This is a genomic window from Clostridium sp. CM039 (genome assembly GCF_055081075.1).
On record NZ_CM143649.1, the window covers coordinates 2,246,422 to 2,266,580 of the forward strand.

22 protein-coding genes and 3 riboswitches are annotated in these 20,159 nt (G+C 32.7%); of the genes, 5 read left to right on the top strand and 17 right to left on the bottom strand.

Going from position 1 to position 20,159, the window contains the following annotated elements:
* Nucleotides 1-62: 62 nt before the first annotated feature.
* Genes ACWJJ2_RS10610 through ACWJJ2_RS10620 form a run of 3 tightly spaced genes read right to left on the bottom strand, consistent with a single transcriptional unit; the run spans nucleotide 63 to nucleotide 4,327 of the window.
* Complete coding sequence (locus ACWJJ2_RS10610) at nucleotides 63-2,084, bottom strand: ABC transporter ATP-binding protein (RefSeq protein WP_216303844.1); 2,022 nt, start codon at nucleotides 2,082-2,084, stop codon at nucleotides 63-65.
* Complete coding sequence (locus ACWJJ2_RS10615; RefSeq protein WP_216303845.1) at nucleotides 2,081-3,856, bottom strand: ABC transporter ATP-binding protein; 1,776 nt, start codon at nucleotides 3,854-3,856, stop codon at nucleotides 2,081-2,083. The genes ACWJJ2_RS10610 and ACWJJ2_RS10615 overlap by 4 nt, the downstream gene beginning before the upstream one ends.
* A 36-nt stretch (nucleotides 3,857-3,892) precedes the next feature.
* Complete coding sequence (locus tag ACWJJ2_RS10620) at nucleotides 3,893-4,327, bottom strand: MarR family winged helix-turn-helix transcriptional regulator (RefSeq protein WP_216303846.1); 435 nt, start codon at nucleotides 4,325-4,327, stop codon at nucleotides 3,893-3,895.
* A gap of 195 nt (nucleotides 4,328-4,522) precedes the next feature.
* On the opposite strand from ACWJJ2_RS10620, the gene ACWJJ2_RS10625 reads away from it, so the two are divergent.
* From ACWJJ2_RS10625 to ACWJJ2_RS10640, 4 genes are all read left to right on the top strand, one after another.
* Nucleotides 4,523-4,789: a hypothetical protein gene (locus ACWJJ2_RS10625; RefSeq protein WP_165415082.1), complete on the top strand. Its 267-nt coding sequence runs from the start codon at nucleotides 4,523-4,525 to the stop codon at nucleotides 4,787-4,789.
* A 179-nt stretch (nucleotides 4,790-4,968) separates the two neighbouring features.
* A complete protein-coding gene (locus ACWJJ2_RS10630; protein ID WP_216303847.1) occupies nucleotides 4,969-5,340 on the top strand; it encodes a CoA-binding protein in 372 nt (123 codons plus the stop codon).
* A 235-nt stretch (nucleotides 5,341-5,575) separates the two neighbouring features.
* Nucleotides 5,576-5,923, top strand: coding sequence for a hypothetical protein (locus tag ACWJJ2_RS10635; protein WP_216303848.1), 348 nt, complete (start codon nucleotides 5,576-5,578; stop codon nucleotides 5,921-5,923).
* 229 nt (nucleotides 5,924-6,152) lie between these two features.
* Nucleotides 6,153-6,539, top strand: coding sequence for a thioesterase family protein (locus ACWJJ2_RS10640; RefSeq protein WP_369811890.1), 387 nt, complete (start codon nucleotides 6,153-6,155; stop codon nucleotides 6,537-6,539).
* 215 nt (nucleotides 6,540-6,754) lie between these two features.
* On the opposite strand, the gene ACWJJ2_RS10645 is transcribed toward ACWJJ2_RS10640, so the two are convergent.
* On the bottom strand, nucleotides 6,755-8,419 hold the full coding sequence (locus tag ACWJJ2_RS10645; RefSeq protein ID WP_216303849.1) for a ribonuclease J: 1,665 nt from the start codon (nucleotides 8,417-8,419) through the stop codon (nucleotides 6,755-6,757).
* Nucleotides 8,420-8,667: 248 nt separating this feature from the next.
* Here ACWJJ2_RS10645 and ACWJJ2_RS10650 point away from each other — a divergent pair, with 248 nt between their 5' ends.
* A complete protein-coding gene (locus ACWJJ2_RS10650; protein WP_216303850.1) occupies nucleotides 8,668-9,096 on the top strand; it encodes a DUF3842 family protein in 429 nt (142 codons plus the stop codon).
* Nucleotides 9,097-9,236: 140 nt separating this feature from the next.
* Here the strand turns inward: ACWJJ2_RS10650 and ACWJJ2_RS10655 are convergent, their stop codons facing one another.
* From ACWJJ2_RS10655 to ACWJJ2_RS10715, 13 genes are all read right to left on the bottom strand, one after another.
* On the bottom strand, nucleotides 9,237-10,088 hold the full coding sequence (locus ACWJJ2_RS10655) for a YitT family protein (RefSeq protein ID WP_216303851.1): 852 nt from the start codon (nucleotides 10,086-10,088) through the stop codon (nucleotides 9,237-9,239).
* Between the two features lie 199 nt (nucleotides 10,089-10,287).
* Nucleotides 10,288-10,475, bottom strand: a riboswitch (cobalamin riboswitch).
* Nucleotides 10,466-10,630: a hypothetical protein gene (locus ACWJJ2_RS10660; RefSeq protein ID WP_462953241.1), complete on the bottom strand. Its 165-nt coding sequence runs from the start codon at nucleotides 10,628-10,630 to the stop codon at nucleotides 10,466-10,468. (Overlaps the previous riboswitch by 10 nt.)
* 63 nt (nucleotides 10,631-10,693) lie before the next feature.
* A complete protein-coding gene (locus tag ACWJJ2_RS10665) occupies nucleotides 10,694-11,233 on the bottom strand; it encodes a cob(I)yrinic acid a,c-diamide adenosyltransferase (RefSeq protein ID WP_216303853.1) in 540 nt (179 codons plus the stop codon).
* A gap of 45 nt (nucleotides 11,234-11,278) precedes the next feature.
* The gene (locus ACWJJ2_RS10670; protein ID WP_216303854.1) at nucleotides 11,279-11,461 is read right to left on the bottom strand and encodes a helix-turn-helix domain-containing protein; all 183 of its coding nucleotides are present in this window, start codon (nucleotides 11,459-11,461) and stop codon (nucleotides 11,279-11,281) included.
* A 34-nt stretch (nucleotides 11,462-11,495) separates the two neighbouring features.
* Nucleotides 11,496-11,684: riboswitch (cobalamin riboswitch) on the bottom strand.
* A gap of 40 nt (nucleotides 11,685-11,724) precedes the next feature.
* Nucleotides 11,725-12,048 (bottom strand): energy-coupling factor ABC transporter substrate-binding protein, encoded by a 324-nt coding sequence (locus ACWJJ2_RS10675; RefSeq protein WP_216303855.1) that lies wholly within the window; start codon nucleotides 12,046-12,048, stop codon nucleotides 11,725-11,727.
* Nucleotides 12,048-12,800 carry an energy-coupling factor ABC transporter permease gene (locus tag ACWJJ2_RS10680; RefSeq protein ID WP_216303856.1) on the bottom strand — a complete coding sequence of 251 codons (753 nt, stop codon included), beginning with the start codon at nucleotides 12,798-12,800 and terminating at the stop codon, nucleotides 12,048-12,050. Before ACWJJ2_RS10680 ends, ACWJJ2_RS10675 begins: the two co-directional genes overlap by 1 nt.
* Nucleotides 12,801-12,863: 63 nt before the next feature.
* Complete coding sequence (locus ACWJJ2_RS10685) at nucleotides 12,864-13,691, bottom strand: energy-coupling factor ABC transporter ATP-binding protein (protein ID WP_216303857.1); 828 nt, start codon at nucleotides 13,689-13,691, stop codon at nucleotides 12,864-12,866.
* Between the two features lie 12 nt (nucleotides 13,692-13,703).
* Nucleotides 13,704-14,552: a cobalt ECF transporter T component CbiQ gene (gene cbiQ / locus ACWJJ2_RS10690; RefSeq protein ID WP_375294770.1), complete on the bottom strand. Its 849-nt coding sequence runs from the start codon at nucleotides 14,550-14,552 to the stop codon at nucleotides 13,704-13,706.
* A 348-nt stretch (nucleotides 14,553-14,900) separates the two neighbouring features.
* The gene (gene ltrA / locus ACWJJ2_RS10695; RefSeq protein ID WP_462952630.1) at nucleotides 14,901-16,310 is read right to left on the bottom strand and encodes a group II intron reverse transcriptase/maturase; all 1,410 of its coding nucleotides are present in this window, start codon (nucleotides 16,308-16,310) and stop codon (nucleotides 14,901-14,903) included.
* Between the two features lie 531 nt (nucleotides 16,311-16,841).
* A riboswitch (cobalamin riboswitch) is annotated at nucleotides 16,842-17,015 on the bottom strand.
* A 169-nt stretch (nucleotides 17,016-17,184) separates the two neighbouring features.
* A complete protein-coding gene (sigG, locus tag ACWJJ2_RS10700; RefSeq protein ID WP_165413361.1) occupies nucleotides 17,185-17,958 on the bottom strand; it encodes an RNA polymerase sporulation sigma factor SigG in 774 nt (257 codons plus the stop codon).
* Nucleotides 17,959-18,134: 176 nt separating this feature from the next.
* A complete protein-coding gene (locus tag ACWJJ2_RS10705) occupies nucleotides 18,135-18,698 on the bottom strand; it encodes a hypothetical protein (RefSeq protein WP_220287586.1) in 564 nt (187 codons plus the stop codon).
* An 89-nt stretch (nucleotides 18,699-18,787) separates the two neighbouring features.
* Nucleotides 18,788-19,486 (bottom strand): LrgB family protein, encoded by a 699-nt coding sequence (locus ACWJJ2_RS10710; protein WP_220287584.1) that lies wholly within the window; start codon nucleotides 19,484-19,486, stop codon nucleotides 18,788-18,790.
* Nucleotides 19,479-19,832 carry a CidA/LrgA family protein gene (locus ACWJJ2_RS10715; RefSeq protein ID WP_165413358.1) on the bottom strand — a complete coding sequence of 118 codons (354 nt, stop codon included), beginning with the start codon at nucleotides 19,830-19,832 and terminating at the stop codon, nucleotides 19,479-19,481. Before ACWJJ2_RS10715 ends, ACWJJ2_RS10710 begins: the two co-directional genes overlap by 8 nt.
* Between the last annotated feature and the right edge of the window lie 327 nt (nucleotides 19,833-20,159).

The window sequence follows — 20,159 nt, forward strand, 5'->3', positions numbered from 1 at the left end:
ACTTTTTTTACTTGTCTACTCTATAGGGTATTTAAAAATTTCATTTATCATTATTCTTTTATTTATACTACTTCATTATCTAAGTTTGCTCCACTAAATTGACTATTATAAAGATCTGCATAGAATCCATTCTTAGCAAGAAGTTCATTATGACTCCCCATCTCAATAATACTTCCTTTATTCATAACTAATATTAACTCTGCATCTTTAATTGTAGAAAGTCTATGTGCAATTACAAAACTTGTTCTATTTTGCATAAGTTCTGTCATAGCCTTTTGTATATAAACTTCTGTTCTTGAATCAACGCTACTTGTAGCTTCATCAAGTATCATAATAGTTGGATTTGCAAGTATTGCCCTAGCTATAGTAAGAAGTTGTTTTTGACCCTGTGATATATTTGAAGCTTCTTCATTTAGTATTGTATTATATCCATCAGGAAGAGTCTTTATAAAGTGATGCGCATGAGCTGCTCTTGCTGCCTCTATAGCTTCTTCATTAGTTGCTCCCTCTTTACCATACGCAATATTCTCCATTATAGTACCATTAAAGAGCCATGTATCCTGAAGTACCATCCCAAACATATTACGTAGTTCTCCACGCTTTATGTCTCTGATATCCACTCCATCAACTGTAATTGAACCTGCATCTATCTCATAGAACCTCATAAGCAAGTTAACAAGTGTAGTTTTACCAGCACCTGTTGGTCCAACAATTGCAATTGTATGACCTCTTTTTACATCGAGGTTCATATTCTTAATAAGAGGTTCTTCTGCTTTATAACTAAAGTCAACATTCTCAAACTTAACTTCTCCCTTAGGAAGCTCAACTACCTTGGTATCCTCAGTTTCTACAAGCTCTTCGACCTCATCTAATAATTCAAAAATACGTTCAGCTGAAGCTACTGTTGATTGAATTATGTTAGCAATATTTGCAGTTTGAACTATTGGCTGAGTAAACTGACTAGAATATTGAATAAAGGCTTGAATATTACCAATACTAATTTTACCTTGCGTTGCTAAAAATCCACCAACAACACAAACTACTACATAACCTATATTACTAACAAATCTCATCATAGGCATTATTATTCCCGATATGAACTGAGCTTTCCAACCCGAAACATATAATCTGTCATTAATATTTTTAAACTCCTCAATAGAATCCTTCTCATGTCCAAAAGATTTAACAATTTTGTGTCCAGTATACATCTCTTCAACATGACCATTAAGTGCTCCAATTTCCTTTTGCTGCGCTGCAAAATATTTTTGGGATCGTTTTGCTACAAACGCTGTCACAACAATATATAGTGGCAAAGTTAATATAACAACCAGCGTCATTAATGGGCTTATTGTGAGCATCATAATGATAATACCTACGATTGTAACAACAGACGTAATAAGCTGTGTAAGACTTTGTTGAAGCGTTGTTGATATATTATCAACATCATTTGTTACACGACTTAATATCTCACCATGAGTTCTTGAATCAAAAAACTTAAGTGGTAACCGCGAAAGCTTATTTTCAACTTCTTTACGCAAATTATAAACAGTTTTCTGCGCAACTCCAGCCATTATATATTGTTGAAGAAATGCAAAAACTGTACTTACTATATATAATGCAAATAATAAAAGAATAATATTTCGAATGTATATGAAATCTATCTTTCCACCATTTACATCCATTATTTTAGAAATTCCAGTTTTAATTTTGGCAAGGCCCTCAATTACTTCAGGCCTCTTTGCAACTGCTGGATCAGACTTTATTAAAGCTGCTATTTTGCCCTGCTGAGCATGCAACTGAAGTAACCCAACTTTACTCATTATGCCTTCAAATAATTTATCTAAAGCTCTTGCTGAAACCTTAGGTCCTACTATTGTAAAAACAGTACTTACTATCGCAAATATAAATACCAGAATAAAATTAGTTCTTTGAGGCTTTAAATAACTTAAAAGCCTTTTTAATGTACCTTTGAAGTCCTTTGCTTTCACTACAGGACCTGCGAAGGATCCCATTGGTCCACCTGAGCGCCCCATGCCTTTTCCCGCTCCTTCACCTGATTTATTGTTCTTGTTATTTTCACTCATGATAATTCCTCCTCTGAAAGCTGTGAAGATACAATTTCATGATATATCTTACAACTAGTTAAAAGTTCCTTGTGAGTTCCTATGCCTGCAATTTTGCCCTCATCTAAAACTATAATTCTATCTGCGTCCATAACTGTTGCAACCCTTTGGGCAATGATTATTACCGTTGATTTTGCTGTTTCTTTTTTAAGTGCTTCACGTAGTTTTGCATCAGTTTTAAAATCAAGTGCTGAAAAACTATCATCAAAAATATATATTTCAGGTTTTCTAACTAAGGCACGTGCAATAGATAGACGCTGTTTTTGTCCACCAGAAACATTTGTTCCTCCTTGGGCAATAAGATGGTCATATCCTTCTTTCATTCCATTAATAAAATCTGTAGCTTGTGCTACCGTAGCTGCATGCTGAATTTCTTCAATAGTAGCATTATCCTTACCATATTTAATATTCTCGGCAATAGTTCCAGAAAAGAGTACAGTATTTTGAGGAACGAAACCAATCTTAGACCTTAGAGCTTCCTGACTCATTTCGCGAACATCTACTCCATCAACCAATACTAAGCCACTAACTGCATCATAAAAACGCGGTATTAAGTTTATAAGAGTTGATTTACCAGAACCTGTACCACCAATAATAGCTGTTGTCTCACCAGGTCTTGTACTAAATGTTATGTGGCTAATGGCTGGTTGATCTGCACCTGGGTAGCCGAATGTTACATCCTTAAACTCAACATATCCACTTTGTTTATCAGCCAATTTAATAACCTTTGGATCAATGATTTCCGGTTCCATTTCTAATACTTCATTTATTCTTATTGCAGAAGCTTGCGCCCTTGGTATCATTATAAATACCATAGCAAGCATTAAGAATCCGAATAAAATTTGCATTCCGTATTGTATAAATGCTATTAATGAACCAACTTCCATACTTGAAGCATCTATTCTTTTAGCGCCGAACCAAATAATAGCAACTGTTGTGACATTCATAATTAACATCATTACTGGCAATAAAAATGCCATGATTTTATTCACTTTTACAGCATTATTCATAAGATCAGTATTTGCATCATCAAATCTAGCCTTTTCAGTATCTATACGATTAAATGCACGTACAACCCTAATACCAGTAAGTCCTTCACGTAATACAAGATTCAATTTATCTATCTTCACTTGCATTAATTTAAATAATGGCATAGCGAATTTAAGGGTTATTCCAATAATAATTCCAAGTAACGGAATTACAACTGCAAAAATCCAGGTTAAATGTGCGTCCTCTCTTAAAGCCATAACAATACCACCTATAGCAGTTAAAGGTGCAAAAAGCATAATAGAAAAAATCATTACAGTTGCTGTTTGAACCTGAGTAACATCATTTGTAGTCCTTGTTATAAGGGTTGCAGTACCGACCTTATCAAACTCATGCAGCGAAAACCCTTCAACTTTAGCAAACAATTTATTACGAATAATCCTGCCAAACCCTACAGCAGTTCTTGACGATAGGAATGCAGCTACAACTGAGCATATAGCTCCACCTGCTGAGAATAATAGCATAAGTCCGCCTATTCTAATAATATAATCTATTCCTTTATAAGTTCCACTGAATCCTAAAAATGAAATAGTTTGAACTACATCCTTTTGTACTATACCTTTATCAACTATATTAGCCATTAAGGTTGGCAAATATAGGTTCGCAAGTACTTGAGTAAAAATCAATATAACTATTAGCACTATTTGCAATGTGTATTCTTTTAAAAATCTAAATAATTTAATCAAAAGTATCATCTCCATTCATTTGTTATTGCATTATTTTTATTGGTCATTTAAAAGCTTCTTAAGTGTATCTAAGCCTTCAAATATTTTATGAAGTTCTTCTGTACTTCCCTTACTCATTATATCTGCAATGTTTTTTTCAAATTGGTTATGAAAGTTTTTATGCATCTCTTTAAAGTTTGGTGACATACTTACGTAGACTACCCTCTTATCCACATCGCTTCTTTCTCTTACTACCATTTCCTGCTTTTCAAGCCTATCAATAATTCCAGAGACTGTACTATTTGATAAACAAAGCTCATTGCTAAGTTCTGTTATCTTAAGTTTCTTTTTTTTACTTAAAAGCCCCAAAACCATACCTTGAGGCGCAGAAATACCTGTATCACAAAGAACTTTACTCATATTATGTTTAAATAGCTGCATAACCTCTTGAAAAAGTCTTGCAACGTCTACGCTTTCATTTATTTTTTTCACTTAATTACCCCCTTAAATGTATTTCGTGTACTAATATTTCGTATTCGTATATTTAGCTTACGAATTATATTATAATCCCATATATATTTTATGTCAATACATTTTCACATACCCTTAAATTGGACTTTAGGATATTTTACCTTTGCCAAGCCCTAGAGTTTAAGTTATAATTTTATAAATAATGGAGGTGTGTTTATGAATGTTGATTTTTCTAATATTAATCTGAATACCATTATTATGGTTGCATTAGCTATATTACTTGCTTATCTTGGTATTGCAGTATTTAAAATAATTGGAAGGATATTAAGCATTACACTCGGTGTCTTCCTTTTAATATATGTCCTTAAACAAATAGGTATTGCAATACCTGTATTAACTGATTTTCTTAGCTATCTTTTACAGGTGATAAATCCAATTATCGATAATATAAGACATTTAGTTACTTCTGTAAATTTTAAATAGGCATATAATTCAGTTAGGTTTTTTATGTTTCATAGTGAAATAAAAAAAGCGAAGAACAGATTATCCAAATTTCTTTTGATAAAATAACAATAAAAAAACATGCTAATTAGCATGTTTTTTTTATCGCTACTAGGGAATGATAATATTATAGAAATTAATTTTATTAGGAGATGACAACATTGGATGCTAGTCAATTTTTAAATTATAAAAACTGGGTTGTAGTTGGGGATGTATTAAACCCTTCCAAATATGCTTATAAAATATTGAATTCCTTAAAAAAACATGGATTTAACGTAGTGGGGGTAAATCCATCTATTGAAAATGAGGGGATTTATACCACCCTAAGTGATATACCCTACAAGGTAGAAGTTTTAGATTTATGCATTAATCCATATAAAGGTATTAAAATTCTTCATGAAGCCCATGATTTAAAAATAGATAAAGTCCTTATTCAACCAGGAGCTGAAAGCCCTGAAATAATTAATTTTTGTAAATCAAGTGGAATGCAAGTAATAGATGGATGTGCCTTAGTAGAATTATCAAAAATATAAACCAAATAAAATCTTTCCTCCCCATATACCGTTTTGTAAACTCAACATAAATAAGTTTTGCACATTTTTAGAAATATTGCAGAAATTTGCAGAATAATTATTACCAATGATAACACAATATTACAAAATAATGTATTGCTTTGTGGTATAATTAAAATATTGCGGATAGGCATTTTACCTTTATATGTAAATTGTCTAACCGGCATTGTTTTATACTATAGCGGGAGGGGAATATATGGAATTAAACACATTAGAAAGCGAGATGCTAATTGACATTTACGATGCTGATATGTTGCCAGGAATGTCATTCGAAATTGAAAATTACAATTTAACAGAGGAAGATCCAAAAGAGAAGAATCAAGAATTTGCTTCCTATTTGGGAAAATTAAAAAGGTTAGGTTTTGTAAAATATGAAGAGAAAGAAGCCTTTGTAAAATGTGGAAGTCGTAGCCCTAAATATAATAATAATGTAGTTATGATTTGTGAAGATAAAATACACATTGATTCCAAAGGAATAAAATTAGTAGAGTTGTATAATTACAGTAATTCCGAAATTCAAAGAAAACTGTATAGATGTGGCTAAATAATTAGCCCAAACAGTAAGAAATGAATTATTCGTTATGATATTATTTCAATTTGAATATTTTAAAAGATCATATAACCATGCAATTATACAATAGAATTCCAGTAATGGGGTTCTATTTTAATTTATATCATAAGACATATCATAATAACACTATCCTAAAGGTGTTAACATGGTATAATAAGGTATTGGTATAGTAAAAAATAATAAACGGAATGGAGTGATAAAATTGGAATTCAATTTTAATAAAGACTTGAAATTTACTATGGAGCAGACTATTAACAGCAGTGACACCGCGATTTCTTATGGATCTGGAAGTCTAGATGTTTATGCTACTCCAGCTATGACAGCGCTTATGGAGAATGCAGCAACAAATTGTGTTCAACGAAATTTACCTGATGGGTTCACAACCGTCGGTATAGAGATTAGTGTTAAACACATAAAGGCAACACCTGTTGGCGTTAAGGTTAGAGCTGAAGCCTTATTATCAAAGGCAGAAGGCAAAAAATTGTTCTTTAAGGTGGAAGCCTATGATGACATGGGTAAAATAGGTGAAGGAATTCATATAAGGTACATAGTAAATTCTGAAGAATTCATGAAAAAAACAGCACGTTAAATCATAACCTGCGATTCTGTTCATCATCTTCGATGCTACAATATCACAATTAAGACTGTACCTAACAGGGCAGTCTTTTGTTATGTTAAAAATTAATACTATTTTTAGATACAATAGCAATATAAAAAAGCAGTAGAACTAACTACTGCAATTTTTTAGTTTTACTATATGATTTTTGCTGGCCTTTTGTATATACCACCAGCTTAAAAAAACTGTTAAATCTCCATAATAATTGGAAGAATAATTGGCCTACGCTTTGTTTTTTCATACAAATATCGCTCTGTGGATTTTTTTATATTAGATTTTAATACATACCATTCAATAATTTTCTTGTCTAAGCACTTATTAAGCTCAACCCTAACAATTTCTTTTACTTCACTAATTAATTCATCCGATTCCTTTGCATATATAAATCCGCGAGTTATTATGTCTGGTCCCGCAATAATACTATAAGATTCGCGTTCTAAAGTAACCACAACAGTGAGCATGCCATCTTCTGCTAAGTGCTTTCTATCTCTAAGCACTATGCTTCCAACATCCCCAACACCAAGTCCATCTACAAATACAGATCCAGTGTGTACCCGTCCTGTTACTTTAGCTTCATCCTTTGTAAGTTCTAAAACCTGCCCTGTTTCCATAGTAAATATATCTTTGCCTTGCATACCTAATTCTTGTGCTAACTTAGCATGGTGACTTAAATGTCTGTATTCACCATGAACTGGCATAAAATATTTAGGATGAACTAATGCGTGAATTAATTTCAATTCTTCTTGATATGCGTGACCGGATACATGCACTTCTTCTAAATCCTCATAAATTACCTCTGCCCCTTTTTTGAATAGCTCATTGATTACTCTAGATATAAGTTTCTCATTGCCTGGAATTGGAGATGCAGAAATAACAAATAAATCCTCTGGTTCAAGGGTGATTTTCCTATGAGTAGCAAAAGCCATTCTAGCAAGTCCTGCCATAGGTTCGCCCTGACTTCCGGTAGTTATTATTGTAATATTTTTATTGTGGTAATTTTGCATATCATCTATACCTATAATGTAACCTTCTGGTACATGGAGATATCCAAGTTCAATAGCTACTTGTGAGATATTGTCCATACTCCTCCCACTAAAAACAATTTTTCTACCATGTTTCACAGAGGCGTCTACGATCTGCTGTATTCTGTGAATATTTGAAGCAAATGTAGCTACAATAACCCTTCCCTCTGCATTAGAAATTATTCTAGTTAGAGTCTTCCCTATAGTTTTTTCAGAAATTGTATGCCCTTCACGTTCCACATTCGTGCTATCCGCCATAAGAAGTAGCACGCCCTCTTTACCTAAATTTGAGATACGTTCAAGATCCATGACCAATCCATCAATGGGGGTATAATCAATTTTGAAGTCACCAGTATGTAATATAACACCTAGTGGTGAGTGGATGGCAATAGCACAGGAGTCTGCTATGCTGTGAGTAACCCTTATGAATTCAACTTTAAGATTTTGTAGTTCTATTGTTTCTCCAGCATTTACATTGTGAAGTTCACAATTAGATAATATATTGTGCTCCTTTAGTTTATTTTCAATTAGCCCTAACGTTAACCTAGTACCATAAATAGGTACATTCAATTGTTTTAGAATGTACGGAAGCGACCCTATATGATCTTCATGTCCATGAGTTAAAAAAATACCTTTTACTTTTTCTGCATTATTTTTTAAATAAGTTATATCTGGAATTACTAAATCTACACCATACATTTCCTCATCAGGAAAGGCTATACCACAGTCTATAACAATGATTTCATTCGCATATTCAAAAGCTGTTATATTCTTACCTATTTCTCCAAGGCCTCCTAAAGGAATAACCTTTATACTTTCCTCGTTTTTCACTAAATTCTCCCCTTCATTTATATCAATTATATTATTAATATTATTTTCTTTATTTTGCCTCGAATTATAAAATTAATACCTTTATGGGACAATTTTTTTTGCTTTTTTATAATCATTTTATTTATACCAACGTTGTAATTTTATTTGAACTAAACACAGAATATACATAAACATTATAGTATAATAATATTATCTATATAAAAATAGATTTCATTATATTATAAATTTTATTTTTTGGAGGTATTACCATGAAAATAGCTGTAATAGACGCACAAGGGGCAGGTCTTGGTCAAACAATCATAAAAAAAATTCGTAAAGAAATTAGCCTAGATATCTATATTGTTGCACTTGGTACAAATACATTTGCTTGTTCAAATATGGTAAGAGCTGGTGCAAATATTGGTATAAGTGGAGAGGAATCAATTTGCTCATTTTGCAAGAAAAATAAAATTGATAGCATAATCGGTCCAATTGGAATAATATGTAGTGGTGGCATTAACGGTGAAATTACCCCCATGATTGCCACGTCAATATTTAATATGGATTGTACTAAATATATACTTCCACTACAAAAACATGGTATTTATATACCAGGCACAAGGAATATGCAAATCAAGGATATAATTGAAGAGATTGTACTTGATATAAAAAGTAATATAAAATATCATTTTATATAAGAAGGTTTATACATAATATTTAAAAGACTTTATTAATTCTTGGGTTAAGACTTCTGTCGGTATTCCATAACTAACAATTTTGCCTGCTTTCATGGCATAAATGTTGTTAATCCGCTCTATTAGCTATCTAAAATTTTTATTTAATGTTTTAAGGATTTAAATCCGTATCCAAAGACTTCATAAATATTATTCACTGTTACAAAAGCATCCTTATCAACAAATTTTATGAATTTTTTAAGTGTTATAAACTCCCTTCTTCCTACTATAACCACAACAACTTCTTTATCCTCATCTGAAAAATCCCCTACTCCGTTATATACAGTAGATGTTTTATCTAGCTTTTCTCTTATATATTTTCTTATCTTATCGCTGTTCTTACTTATAATTGTAACTTCTTTGCACACATTTATTCCATCTATGATGTGGTCTATAAGAAATCCATTAATTATAACTCCGAGCATTGCATATAATGATAGCTTAATTCCAAAAGCAAAAACTGCCATTAAAATTATAATTAAATCACATATTAAAACTCCTTTTCCTAAATTTATATGAAAAAATTCATTTAATATCTTAGCTAAGATATCTGTCCCCCCTGTTGAAGCGTTTTGATCAAAGACTATAGCTGTACCTATTCCTGATATTAGTATTCCAAATATAAGTTCCAGTAAAATATCTCCTGTAATTGAATTATTAATAGGTATAAACTTTTGAAATACAATTATAATACCTCCTACACCAAAGCTTGCATACACACTTTTTCCACCAAAACTCTTTCCGATAGCAATAAATGCTATTACAAACAAAATAAGGTTTATTATCATCATTATCCAACCTACGGATAACCCCCCTGTAAATTTATTTATAACTATTGCTAATCCATTCGCCCCACCTGTCGCTAAATTATTTGGCATTAAAAAGAAATATAAACCTGCTGATACCATAAGCATTCCTATGTTTATAAGCGCAAATTCCTTTATCTTTATTTGCATAATATGCCTCCTTATAATTATCAATTGTATTACCTATCCTCTGTAAAATAATCATAATTTCTTTCTCAACGAAAAATTAAGCCCTTTAGCATTTATGCTAAGGGCTTGATAATAATACCAACCATATTTGTAAAAAATGCAAAATTTAAAATGCATTTTCATACAAATATGCGTCACACCCCCTATCACTCGTAACGTTCTTGGTGTATTAATGAAGGCAGGTCTTCTGACTTTGGATCATAGTCGCTTTAATCCTTCCCAACAAAATTGTCAGTGGTATAATTTAAAGCTTCTCACCATTACAGCGGCGGGACCGTTCAGGCTTTTCACCTGGTTCCCTTTTAAATGAAATGCAAAACATCTCATACCTTTATATGCTATATTAAATTACTTTCTTTTAATCTCTTCCATAAAACCTTTTTTAATTGAGCTTTATTTATAACAGAGCTTTTATTAAATTCTTCCACAATAACCATATCGGCTTCTCTATTCCCCGTTATATTGACAATAAATTCTTTGCCTAAGTTTTTGTACGTATTCATAATAATTCCCCCTTCAAACTCTAAATATTATTAACTTAATTTTAGAATTTGAGGTGGTTATAATCAAAACTCTATACCCTCTCTAGATGGTATTCCTTCGTTAAAATAATGTTTAATATCCTTCATCTCAGTTACAAGGTTTGCTTTATCTATTATAGCTTTAGGTACGTCTCTCCCTGTTAAAATCAATTCTATATTACCAGGTTTATTCTCCATTAATTCTAGTAGTTGTTCTTCACTTATTAGTTGATTGTTCAACGCTCCCATTACCTCATCCATGATAAGTATGTCGCATTTTTCTTCTTTTAATGCTTCCCTGCAAAATTCATACCCCTTTTGTACTTCTTCTTTTAATTCATTTTTTTCCTCTGCATTTAACGTCCAAAAAAAACCTCTTTTTTTCTCAAACCTAAATATGTTAAAAAAGGGAGCCAATTTTTTTGCACTTTCAATTTCACCAGTTTTACTTCCCTTCAAAAACTGTACCATAAATACAGTATATCCATTTCCTGCTGCACGTACAGCTAGTCCTACAGCTGCAGTCGTTTTCCCCTTGCCATTCCCCGTATAAATTTGAACATATCCGTTTTTTAATTTCCCCATTATATTCATTTCTCCTTTTATTAGCATATGCATACATATGCTTTATTATCTCAGGGTTATCTTATATTTTTTTATTTTATATTGCAAATCTTGTCTTGAAATACTTAATTCTCTTGATGTTTTGCTAACATTGTTTTCGTTTTTATTCAGTGTTTTTTCAATAATTCCCTTTTCAATATCAGCCATATAGCTAACCAACTCGAACCTCTTTTCTACATTTACCACCATATTTTGAAAACACCTCCCTATCTCTCGTAGAGTTAACTGTGTATAATTATAGAAAGGTATTCTGGCTTAAGTCTCATTGCCCTTAAAACCTTCCCAGTTTCCCAGTGGTATTTTTTATAAGGACTCCTCTTTTACAGCGGCGGGACCGCGCAGGATTTCCACCTGTCTTCCCTTTTAAACTAAAGCAATTAATACTTTAATTACCCATAATTATAATATTAAATCAATAAATGATACTTTCATCCCAATTATATGAAAAAGCATTATTCAGTTTTATTCCCCTGATTTTCTTTTTTAGTTCTCTCTACGAATCTTCCCAGGAAAAAGAATAGAACACCAACTCCTATACCTGTCTGTAGACAAAAGAGTAAACTCTCAATTTCCCCTGGTAATTCTCCACCAATCCAAGTTTCCATAACAGGTTCAAACCAAGGCTTATACTCGGTACCTGTAATCTCGGAAACCACTTTGCTTCCTGCATCATCTGAGCCACCAAATTCAGCACCCTTTAACGTGAATAATGGTATAATGGCAATCACTGCAGCAATAATTAATAAAATGATAACCCTTTTTTTCGTCTTTACCATTAATTTTCGCCTCCCTTTAGGAATCCAAGTTCTGTTAATTCGGATTTTGCATATGTTTCAAGACCCATAATGATAACAACGGTCAGAATACCCTCGATAATTGCCAGTGGAAGCTGTGTCGGTGCAAATACTGCAAGGAACTTGACTACAGATGCTGCGATACCACCGTTTGCAGACGGATACGCAAGTGCAAGTTCAAAACTTGTTACACAATAGGTTAATAAGTCACCGATTGATGCTGCCAGAAAAATACCTACATATTTATTGACTTTGAGCTTCTGGCCTGATTTGTAGATTACATAAGTAATAAGCGGTCCTGCAATAGCCATAGAAAACGTATTAGCACCAAGAGTGGTCAGTCCGCCATGAGCAAGCAAAATTGACTGAAAAAGTAGTACAATAATCCCCAGGATGCTGACTGCCATTGGTCCGAATAGGATTGCACCAAGTCCGGTACCAGTCATATGTGAGCAACTTCCTGTTACTGACGGAATCTTTAAAGATGAAAGCACAAAAATGAATGCGCCTGACATAGCAAGAATAGTGATGGATTTACGGTTCTTAGCTAATGTTTTCTTAATTGATAAGTAACCTGCTACCAAGAATGGAACGCATATAACACCCCATATAATACAGAATTTTGGTGGAAGGTATCCTTCCATGATATGCATTGCGTTTGCTGCCGGAGCTACCCCGAAAATTAATGCGAAAGCAATCGCAATAAAGACAATTTTCTTTTCTTTCTGATTCATTTTTTTCCTCCTCTATTGTTTTTAATTTATATTAATCTAAGCTAACCCGCCTAGAAAACCTAACTATTTTTCAAACATTTCCTTAAATTCTTGCGTACTTTTCGGATAGGCACTAGTATCTTCCAGCAGATGTTTTTCTACAAGCAATTCATATATCTCCATCACGGTTGGCTGTTTTAGATTTGCTTGTTTTAAAATTTCTGTATTTTGGAAAATTTCTAATGGTGTTCCATCTGCGATAATTTTTCCTTTGCAGAATACAAGGACTCGCTCCGCCCATCGATATGCGAAATCTAAATCATGGGTGGAAATGAGCATTGTCTTGCCCTCCGAACCAAGCTTATCCAAAACTTCTTCTAACATCAGTGCATTTAAAGGATCCAGTGATGCAGTAGGTTCATCAAAGATAATGATCTCCGATTTCATAGCAATGATGCCCGCAATGGTGACGCGCTTCTTTTCACCGCCACTCAAATAGTGTGGCGGACGATCCTTGAAATCTGATATGTTCATGTATGCCAGTGCTTCCTCAACTCGCTTTAGTACTTCCTCTTTTGGAAGCCTTAAATTCATCGGCCCGAATCCAACTTCTGCCCTAACTGTAGATGCGATTATTTGATTGTCCGCATCTTGAAATACAATTCCGATATTTTTTCGAAGTCCTTTTAAATTCTTTTTATTAACGACAGTACCCCGGTAAATGATTTTTCCCTGTTCAGGTGTAAATACACCGTTTATATTCAAGAAAAATGTAGATTTTCCGGATCCATTGGAACCAATGACAGCGATTTTCTCACCTTCATAGATATCCACGCTTACACCGTCCAATGCAGACTTTCCATTCCCGTAGACGTAGTATAGATCTTCGACCTTTAATATTGATTTCCCCATAATAGCTCCTTTCTATCTTGTAACGCCCCATATCAGGATCAAAAAAATTATAAATACTACTGCAGAGGCAATCTGTATTGTCTCTACCTTTTTATCTTCCTCCAAAAATATAAGATCCCCATCATAGCATCTGGCCTCCATGGCATCATAATAATCGTTTGCCTTTTTAAGCGAAATAACCAGCATATTGCTTGCAATGCTTCCAAATGTATAGCAGGAAGTCTTAAAATCACAGTAGCCCTGACGAGATTCTGCGGAATTTTTCATTTTAGTATAGACATCCATTAAAATGAAAATATAACGGTAAATGAGGTTCATCAGCTCTACAATAAGCTTTGGAACATGTGCTTTTCGAAGCACATATATAATCTCGGAGGATGGAGTTGACAGTGTCATCATTTGTAGGGCACTTATAGCTGCAAAAACTTTCAGAATCAAAAATGCCACTTCCTTAAGCTTTGCCTGAGAAGTAAACACATAGCAGAAGCCAAGATACAAGTTATACTGCCCCATCGGCTGCTTTGAAAAATCAATAGCAATTGTAAAAGTGCCAAGGAGGATAAAGATGATTGGAATCGCCAGTATTGACAAGTATTCGTTTACTGGAAGCTCTCCTTTTACAATGGTCAGATAGGCCATTGCAATAATGACCACAACAGATACATAGGGGTTTTCCAATACAATACAAAGAATCAATATCAAAACAGAAAGAGATACTTTAAAAGTAGCATTCCAGTGCCTGATTTTAGAAGTATAAGCATAAAAATCAATTGAAAACCCTTCGCCGTGTTTATGTCCGGTTCCATGGTGATGATTATGTGTCCCATCCCCTTTTTTCCATTTGAAGAAAAAGCCCACCATTAGAAAAATGGCACATAAAATAATAATTTTTCCCATTTCACATCTCCTTTGAATTTTCACCCCATGGCAGCATTCTGGGAGATTTTAGAATAATAAAAATAGATGAAGCATAGTAAACAATTACACCTACAATCTGATTTAAAAATGCAAGGCCAGATAATGTAACTATAATCGCATTGAAGCACCCGGCGAAAACGATGATATTCTGCCTAATCATGTTATAGGCTCGTTTTGACAATTCGTAGTATAGGCCTGTCTACAAATCGAGTAGGAGCTAAATAATTAATTTATTTAGCGACCTCTCACACCACCGTGCATACCGTTCGGTACACGGCGGTTCAATAGAAATTAATGTTTTAATAAATATGTCTCAGATATAGAAACTAATCCTATATTTTTAAGGTATTTATTGGTCAATGTTTTGTTTAATATAGGGCTATTGGATGTTCTCCAATAGCCTTTCCTTGTATTTGCATATTGCAAAGCTTTATTGTTTGGTATTCCTAATTTAACAAGGTTCCCATATTTTGTTTTAATCTTTTTCCATTGTTTCCAAAAACACATTCTAATTCTTCGCCTTAACCATTCATCAAGTGTTTTAAGAATACTTTTAATGTCTGCAATAGCAAAATAATTTATCCATCCAACTATCACTTGCTTAAGTTTCATAAACCTATATTTCATGCTCATCGCATTACTTCTTGAAGTTAATTCTTTTAGCTTTGCTTTGAATTTGATTATAGGTTTTTGAGGAACTCTCATTCTGTATTCACCTTTTGCTCGGTAAAATGAAAATCCTAAAAATTTAAGTTTCCAAGGTCTATCTACTGTACTCTTTTCTTTATTCACTCTAAGCTTTAACTTTTCCTCAATAAATCTCGTAATACTCTTCATTACTCTATTTGCTGATTTCTCACTTTTGACGTATATATTCGCATCATCAGCATATCTACAAAAGTTTAGTCCTCGTTTTGTTAGTTCTACATCGAGTTCATGTAACATTACGTTACTTAATAATGGGGACAAAGGCCCGCCTTGAGGTGCTCCTTCTTCTGTATTCATAAATACCCCATTTATCATCACTCCACTTTGTAGATACTTTCGTATCAGAGAAATTACTCTACTATCTTTAATATCTTCCGATAGTATCCTTATTAATTTATCATGATTTATCGTATCAAAGTATTTAGAAAGGTCTATATTCACCGTCCATGTATGTCCAGCATTAATATATCCCCTACATTTTTCAACAGCTTGTTTTCCACTTCTTAAAGGTCTAAAACCGTAACTATTATCAGAAAATTTCTTTTCATATATTGGTATTAGAGTTTGTGATATCGCTTGTTGAATAACTCTATCTAATACAGTAGGTATTCCAAGTAGCCTAATTCCACCGTCAGGTTTTGGTATTTCTACCCTTCTTACGGCTAGAGGTCTATATCTACTTTCTAATAATGATTGCCTTAATTCTTGTCCATGCTCTTTTAGATAATGTAGAAGTTCATCTACTGTCAAACCATCAATCCCATGACTTCCTTTATTGGCTTTTACTCTTTTATATGCTTTATTCATATTATCTCTCGATAATATCTGCTCGAGTAAACCATTATCATATTCATTCACATCGTTTCTTCCTTCTTCTGACATAGAGGAAATACTATGCACTTCTACATTACCTTCGAGTTCCACTCTATTCTCTCGTAGAGAGCCTTCTTTATGAAGTTGTCTGCTTTTATCATATTTTCTCGTATCCTTCAAAATTCCAAACCTCCTATTGTTCAGTCCTTCCCACGCTAACGCGTTTTGCATGGTACTATGACGTCTGCTGACTTCTGATAGTTCAGCCATACATCACTGTATGGGTTGTTATTTCTAAATTCATATCCACAACTTACCTATCAGATCTCCCCGGGTAAGAACGCAATCTTTCACTCCATCTATCTGCTACATTTACACCACTTGTTTCGAATAGTTTTGGGCTTCGTTTTGTATTGCAAACTTACCCACAAGCATATGCCTTATATGTAGTTTCTGTTCGTCAGACCGGAGTTTGGCCGCCAACTTCCTTCAGATTCCATCTCACGATGGACACCCTTGTCTTAAGCTATGCACTTGGCACTATTAACCCGTGCTAGGGACTTTCACCCATTAGATTGCGCCCATGCCGGGCGCACAACAAAAATCCTTCTAACTAAAGTGTTAGAAGGAAACGATTCAAAAATATGCTTAATCATATAAAATCAACAAACAAATTTTCATTATAAAGCCCTCTCTATCACTCGTAGAGTTTGTAGTGCGAAAATATGGGCAGGTATTCTGACTCAAGAATCATTATTTAAGCGCGCCTTCCCCGTTTTCGAGTGGCATAATGCACTTAAATTCATCTATTACAGCTACGAGATAGTTCAGGATTTTAACCTGATTCCCTTTTAATTAATTTAAACCTATATTCTATTATTTAATTTTTATAATTCTTTCACACATGTACTCATTACATAGTAGACTTATTATTACAAAAAATCAACTACTTTAATTGTAAAAAGATAATATTTTTCAAACTTTCACAAAATAATACATTATACTATATTCTGAAATAAATGCTACAGTAAAAAAAGGGACCCACTAGGGGACCCTATACGTACTTTCTCATGTGCTTTAATGCAGTTTTTTCAAGTCTAGAAACTTGTGCTTGGGATATTCCTATTTCACCTGCTACTTCCATTTGAGTTCTTCCATCGAAGAACCTTAAATTTAAGATTAACTTTTCTCTAACATTTAATTTTTTCATTGCCTCTTTAATCGATATATTTTCAAGCCAATTATCATCTAAATTTTTGGTGTCACTTATTTGATCCATTACATAAATTTCATCTCCACCAGCGTGATAAATTGGTTCAAATAAAGATACAGGATTTTGTATAGCATCTAAAGCAAATACTACATCTTCCCTTGGTAATTCTAATTCTTTTGCTATTTCAGCTACAGTAGGCTCTTTGTTGTCTTGATTCACCAATCTGTCCCTAACTTGTAATGCTTTATATGCAATATCCCTTAATGATCTACTAACTCTTATTGAGTTATTATCTCTTAAATATCTTCTTATTTCCCCAATAATCATAGGAACTGCATATGTTGAAAATCTAACATTTAGACTTAGATCAAAATTATCAATGGACTTCATTAAACCAATACAGCCTACTTGAAATAAATCATCTACGTTTTCTCCTCGATTATTAAAGTGCTTTATCACACTTAAAACCAATCTTAAATTTCCTTTAATAAATTTTTCTCTACACTCATACTCACCATTTTGTATCCTAAATAGTAGCTCTTTCATTTCTTTTTCTTTTAGTACGGGTAATTTTGAAGTATCTACACCACATATTTCTACTTTATTGAATACCATAAGGTCATCATTCCCTTCAGAGTAATTGCTTCTAAATTATGTCCTTATGGTTTGCTTTTTATACTACAGACAACCTTTAACATCTGAAAGGGTGTTTTTATTTTAATCTTAATAATAGATTCATCAAAATTGCATCACAATTTCTTTAATCCCGCCCATAACATTCCTACATATTACTAAACCTTATTTAAGCTATCTATTAATTCATTAAAATTCTTTTTAGCTACTATTTCTCTATTCTTAAAATCACCTATTTTTTGTTTATTAAATTTTTCACTTTTATCTAGGTTTACTAATTCCTCTTTTACAGTTTCTCTAAGCCTTGGAATAATATTTATTATTTTTTTTATTCCATAAATATATTCATCATCATAAAGCTTGAAACATTCAAATAAACCTGATATAAGTCTCCCATCAGAAAATATGTAAATATATCTATCACTCATTTCATCTGATAAATCAACTTCAATTTTATGCTTATACAGCCTAAAGAAAACATCATCTTTCTCAATGAAAACAGGAAATATCATAGAAAAAAGCATCTCTATTTCTTCTTCCTGCTCAACTAATCCTGAAAAATCGCTTTCATTAAGTTTTTTAACTATTTCATCTGTAAAAATATATTTCCTTACCTCTTTTCCCAATTTACTCCTTAGTTTTTGCTCCTTTTCATCAGATAATAAATTGTCTATTGAATCAATTAATTTATTTAGCGGACCTTTAATCTCATTTTTTTTCATAATGAAAAAACCTCCTTAATAATACATAAACTACATATATAAACTTAATTTAATCGAAGCCAAAATGTAGCGTATTCCAAGAAATTATCCTAAAAGCGCAAAAACATATTCCATAAAAGAGGATATAAAAGGACAGCTACAATTCCTGAAATAGCCATAGTTATGCCACTCATGGCTCCCTCAGTTTCTCCTATTTCCATAGCCCTCGCTGTTCCCAGCGCATGAGAAGATGCTCCCATAGCAATCCCTAAGGCAACTTTATCATTAACTTTTAAAATTTTATATAAAAACGGTCCGACAATTGAGCCTACAACACCTGTCATTATTATAGCTACAACTGTAATTGAGGAAAGTCCCCCTAACTGATTTGACAATGCTATTCCTATAGGTGTTGTTATAGACTTAGGTATTAAAGATTCAATAAGTACATCGGAAATTCCAAATAATTTCGAAAGGAATACTACACATACAATACCAGAAATCGCACCACTCAAAATCCCTATAAGTATTGGTATAGCATTTTTTTTAAATAAAGAGAATTTCTTATACATAGGCAAAGCTAATGCCACTGTGGCAGGAAATAAAAAAAATGAAATTATTTTACCTCCGTTATTGTAGTCTTCATATTTAATGTGTAGCTTTGTCAAAAAAAATATTAATATAATAATGGCTATCAAAAGTGGATTAAAAATTGAAAGTCTGCCTTTCTTCTTTATGTAAATCCCAATTTCATAAGCAATAAGGGATATTATTACACCAAAAACTGGTGAAGTAATTAAATCATTCATATAAACGTCCTTTCCTTAAAAATTTAACTACGAGTGCTGTTACAATCCAAACTAAACATGTGGAAAGAACAACTATAACGATAAATGGTATCCATTTTCCTTTTAACACACCAAATGCTGTCATTAGACCTACTCCAGCAGGAATAAAGAAAAAAGACATATTTGATAAAAGGAACTCACAAACTTCTTCTATCATTTCAACCTTAACTATACCTATTTGCAACCCCAAAAACAGTAAAATAAGTCCAATAACCGCTCCCGGAATCGGTAATTTAAACATAAGTTGCAATATAGTTCCAACAATATACGGAATCAAAATAATCATTAATTGTCTTAAGTACTTCATTGTTTCACCTACTTATTATAAAATGTTGTCATTTGTGTAATTTTCTTATTAAAGTATAAAATTCTTACCTATTTATATATGTAATCTCTTGTCAAAGGCAAATCATTATTTACACCTTTAGCAAACAATATCTGATGAAGAATGATATTTTATTCTATCATTAGCCTTTTGAAATTGTTCTTCATTTAAGGTAATTCTAATAACCTTTACTTTATATTGTTTTGCTGAATTTTATAAAACAGTTTGTCAGTAACCAACATTTATCACTCCCTAATTATATTAATATAGTTTACTAGTAATTAGTTATTTATTTCACAATTATAACAA

Coding starts and splice junctions, on each gene's coding strand:
- ACWJJ2_RS10610 (WP_216303844.1), bottom strand. CDS start 2,084: ATGAGTGAAAATAACAAGAACAATAAATCAGGTGAAGGAGCGGGAAAA.
- ACWJJ2_RS10625 (WP_165415082.1), top strand. CDS start 4,523: ATGAATGTTGATTTTTCTAATATTAATCTGAATACCATTATTATGGTT.
- ACWJJ2_RS10635 (WP_216303848.1), top strand. CDS start 5,576: ATGGAATTAAACACATTAGAAAGCGAGATGCTAATTGACATTTACGAT.
- ACWJJ2_RS10650 (WP_216303850.1), top strand. CDS start 8,668: ATGAAAATAGCTGTAATAGACGCACAAGGGGCAGGTCTTGGTCAAACA.
- ACWJJ2_RS10655 (WP_216303851.1), bottom strand. CDS start 10,088: ATGCAAATAAAGATAAAGGAATTTGCGCTTATAAACATAGGAATGCTT.
- ACWJJ2_RS10660 (WP_462953241.1), bottom strand. CDS start 10,630: ATGAATACGTACAAAAACTTAGGCAAAGAATTTATTGTCAATATAACG.
- ACWJJ2_RS10665 (WP_216303853.1), bottom strand. CDS start 11,233: ATGGGGAAATTAAAAAACGGATATGTTCAAATTTATACGGGGAATGGC.
- ACWJJ2_RS10670 (WP_216303854.1), bottom strand. CDS start 11,461: ATGGTGGTAAATGTAGAAAAGAGGTTCGAGTTGGTTAGCTATATGGCT.
- ACWJJ2_RS10675 (WP_216303855.1), bottom strand. CDS start 12,048: ATGGTAAAGACGAAAAAAAGGGTTATCATTTTATTAATTATTGCTGCA.
- ACWJJ2_RS10680 (WP_216303856.1), bottom strand. CDS start 12,800: ATGAATCAGAAAGAAAAGAAAATTGTCTTTATTGCGATTGCTTTCGCA.
- ACWJJ2_RS10685 (WP_216303857.1), bottom strand. CDS start 13,691: ATGGGGAAATCAATATTAAAGGTCGAAGATCTATACTACGTCTACGGG.
- cbiQ (WP_375294770.1), bottom strand. CDS start 14,552: ATGGTGGGCTTTTTCTTCAAATGGAAAAAAGGGGATGGGACACATAAT.
- sigG (WP_165413361.1), bottom strand. CDS start 17,958: ATGGTATTCAATAAAGTAGAAATATGTGGTGTAGATACTTCAAAATTA.
- ACWJJ2_RS10705 (WP_220287586.1), bottom strand. CDS start 18,698: ATGAAAAAAAATGAGATTAAAGGTCCGCTAAATAAATTAATTGATTCA.
- ACWJJ2_RS10710 (WP_220287584.1), bottom strand. CDS start 19,486: ATGAATGATTTAATTACTTCACCAGTTTTTGGTGTAATAATATCCCTT.
- ACWJJ2_RS10715 (WP_165413358.1), bottom strand. CDS start 19,832: ATGAAGTACTTAAGACAATTAATGATTATTTTGATTCCGTATATTGTT.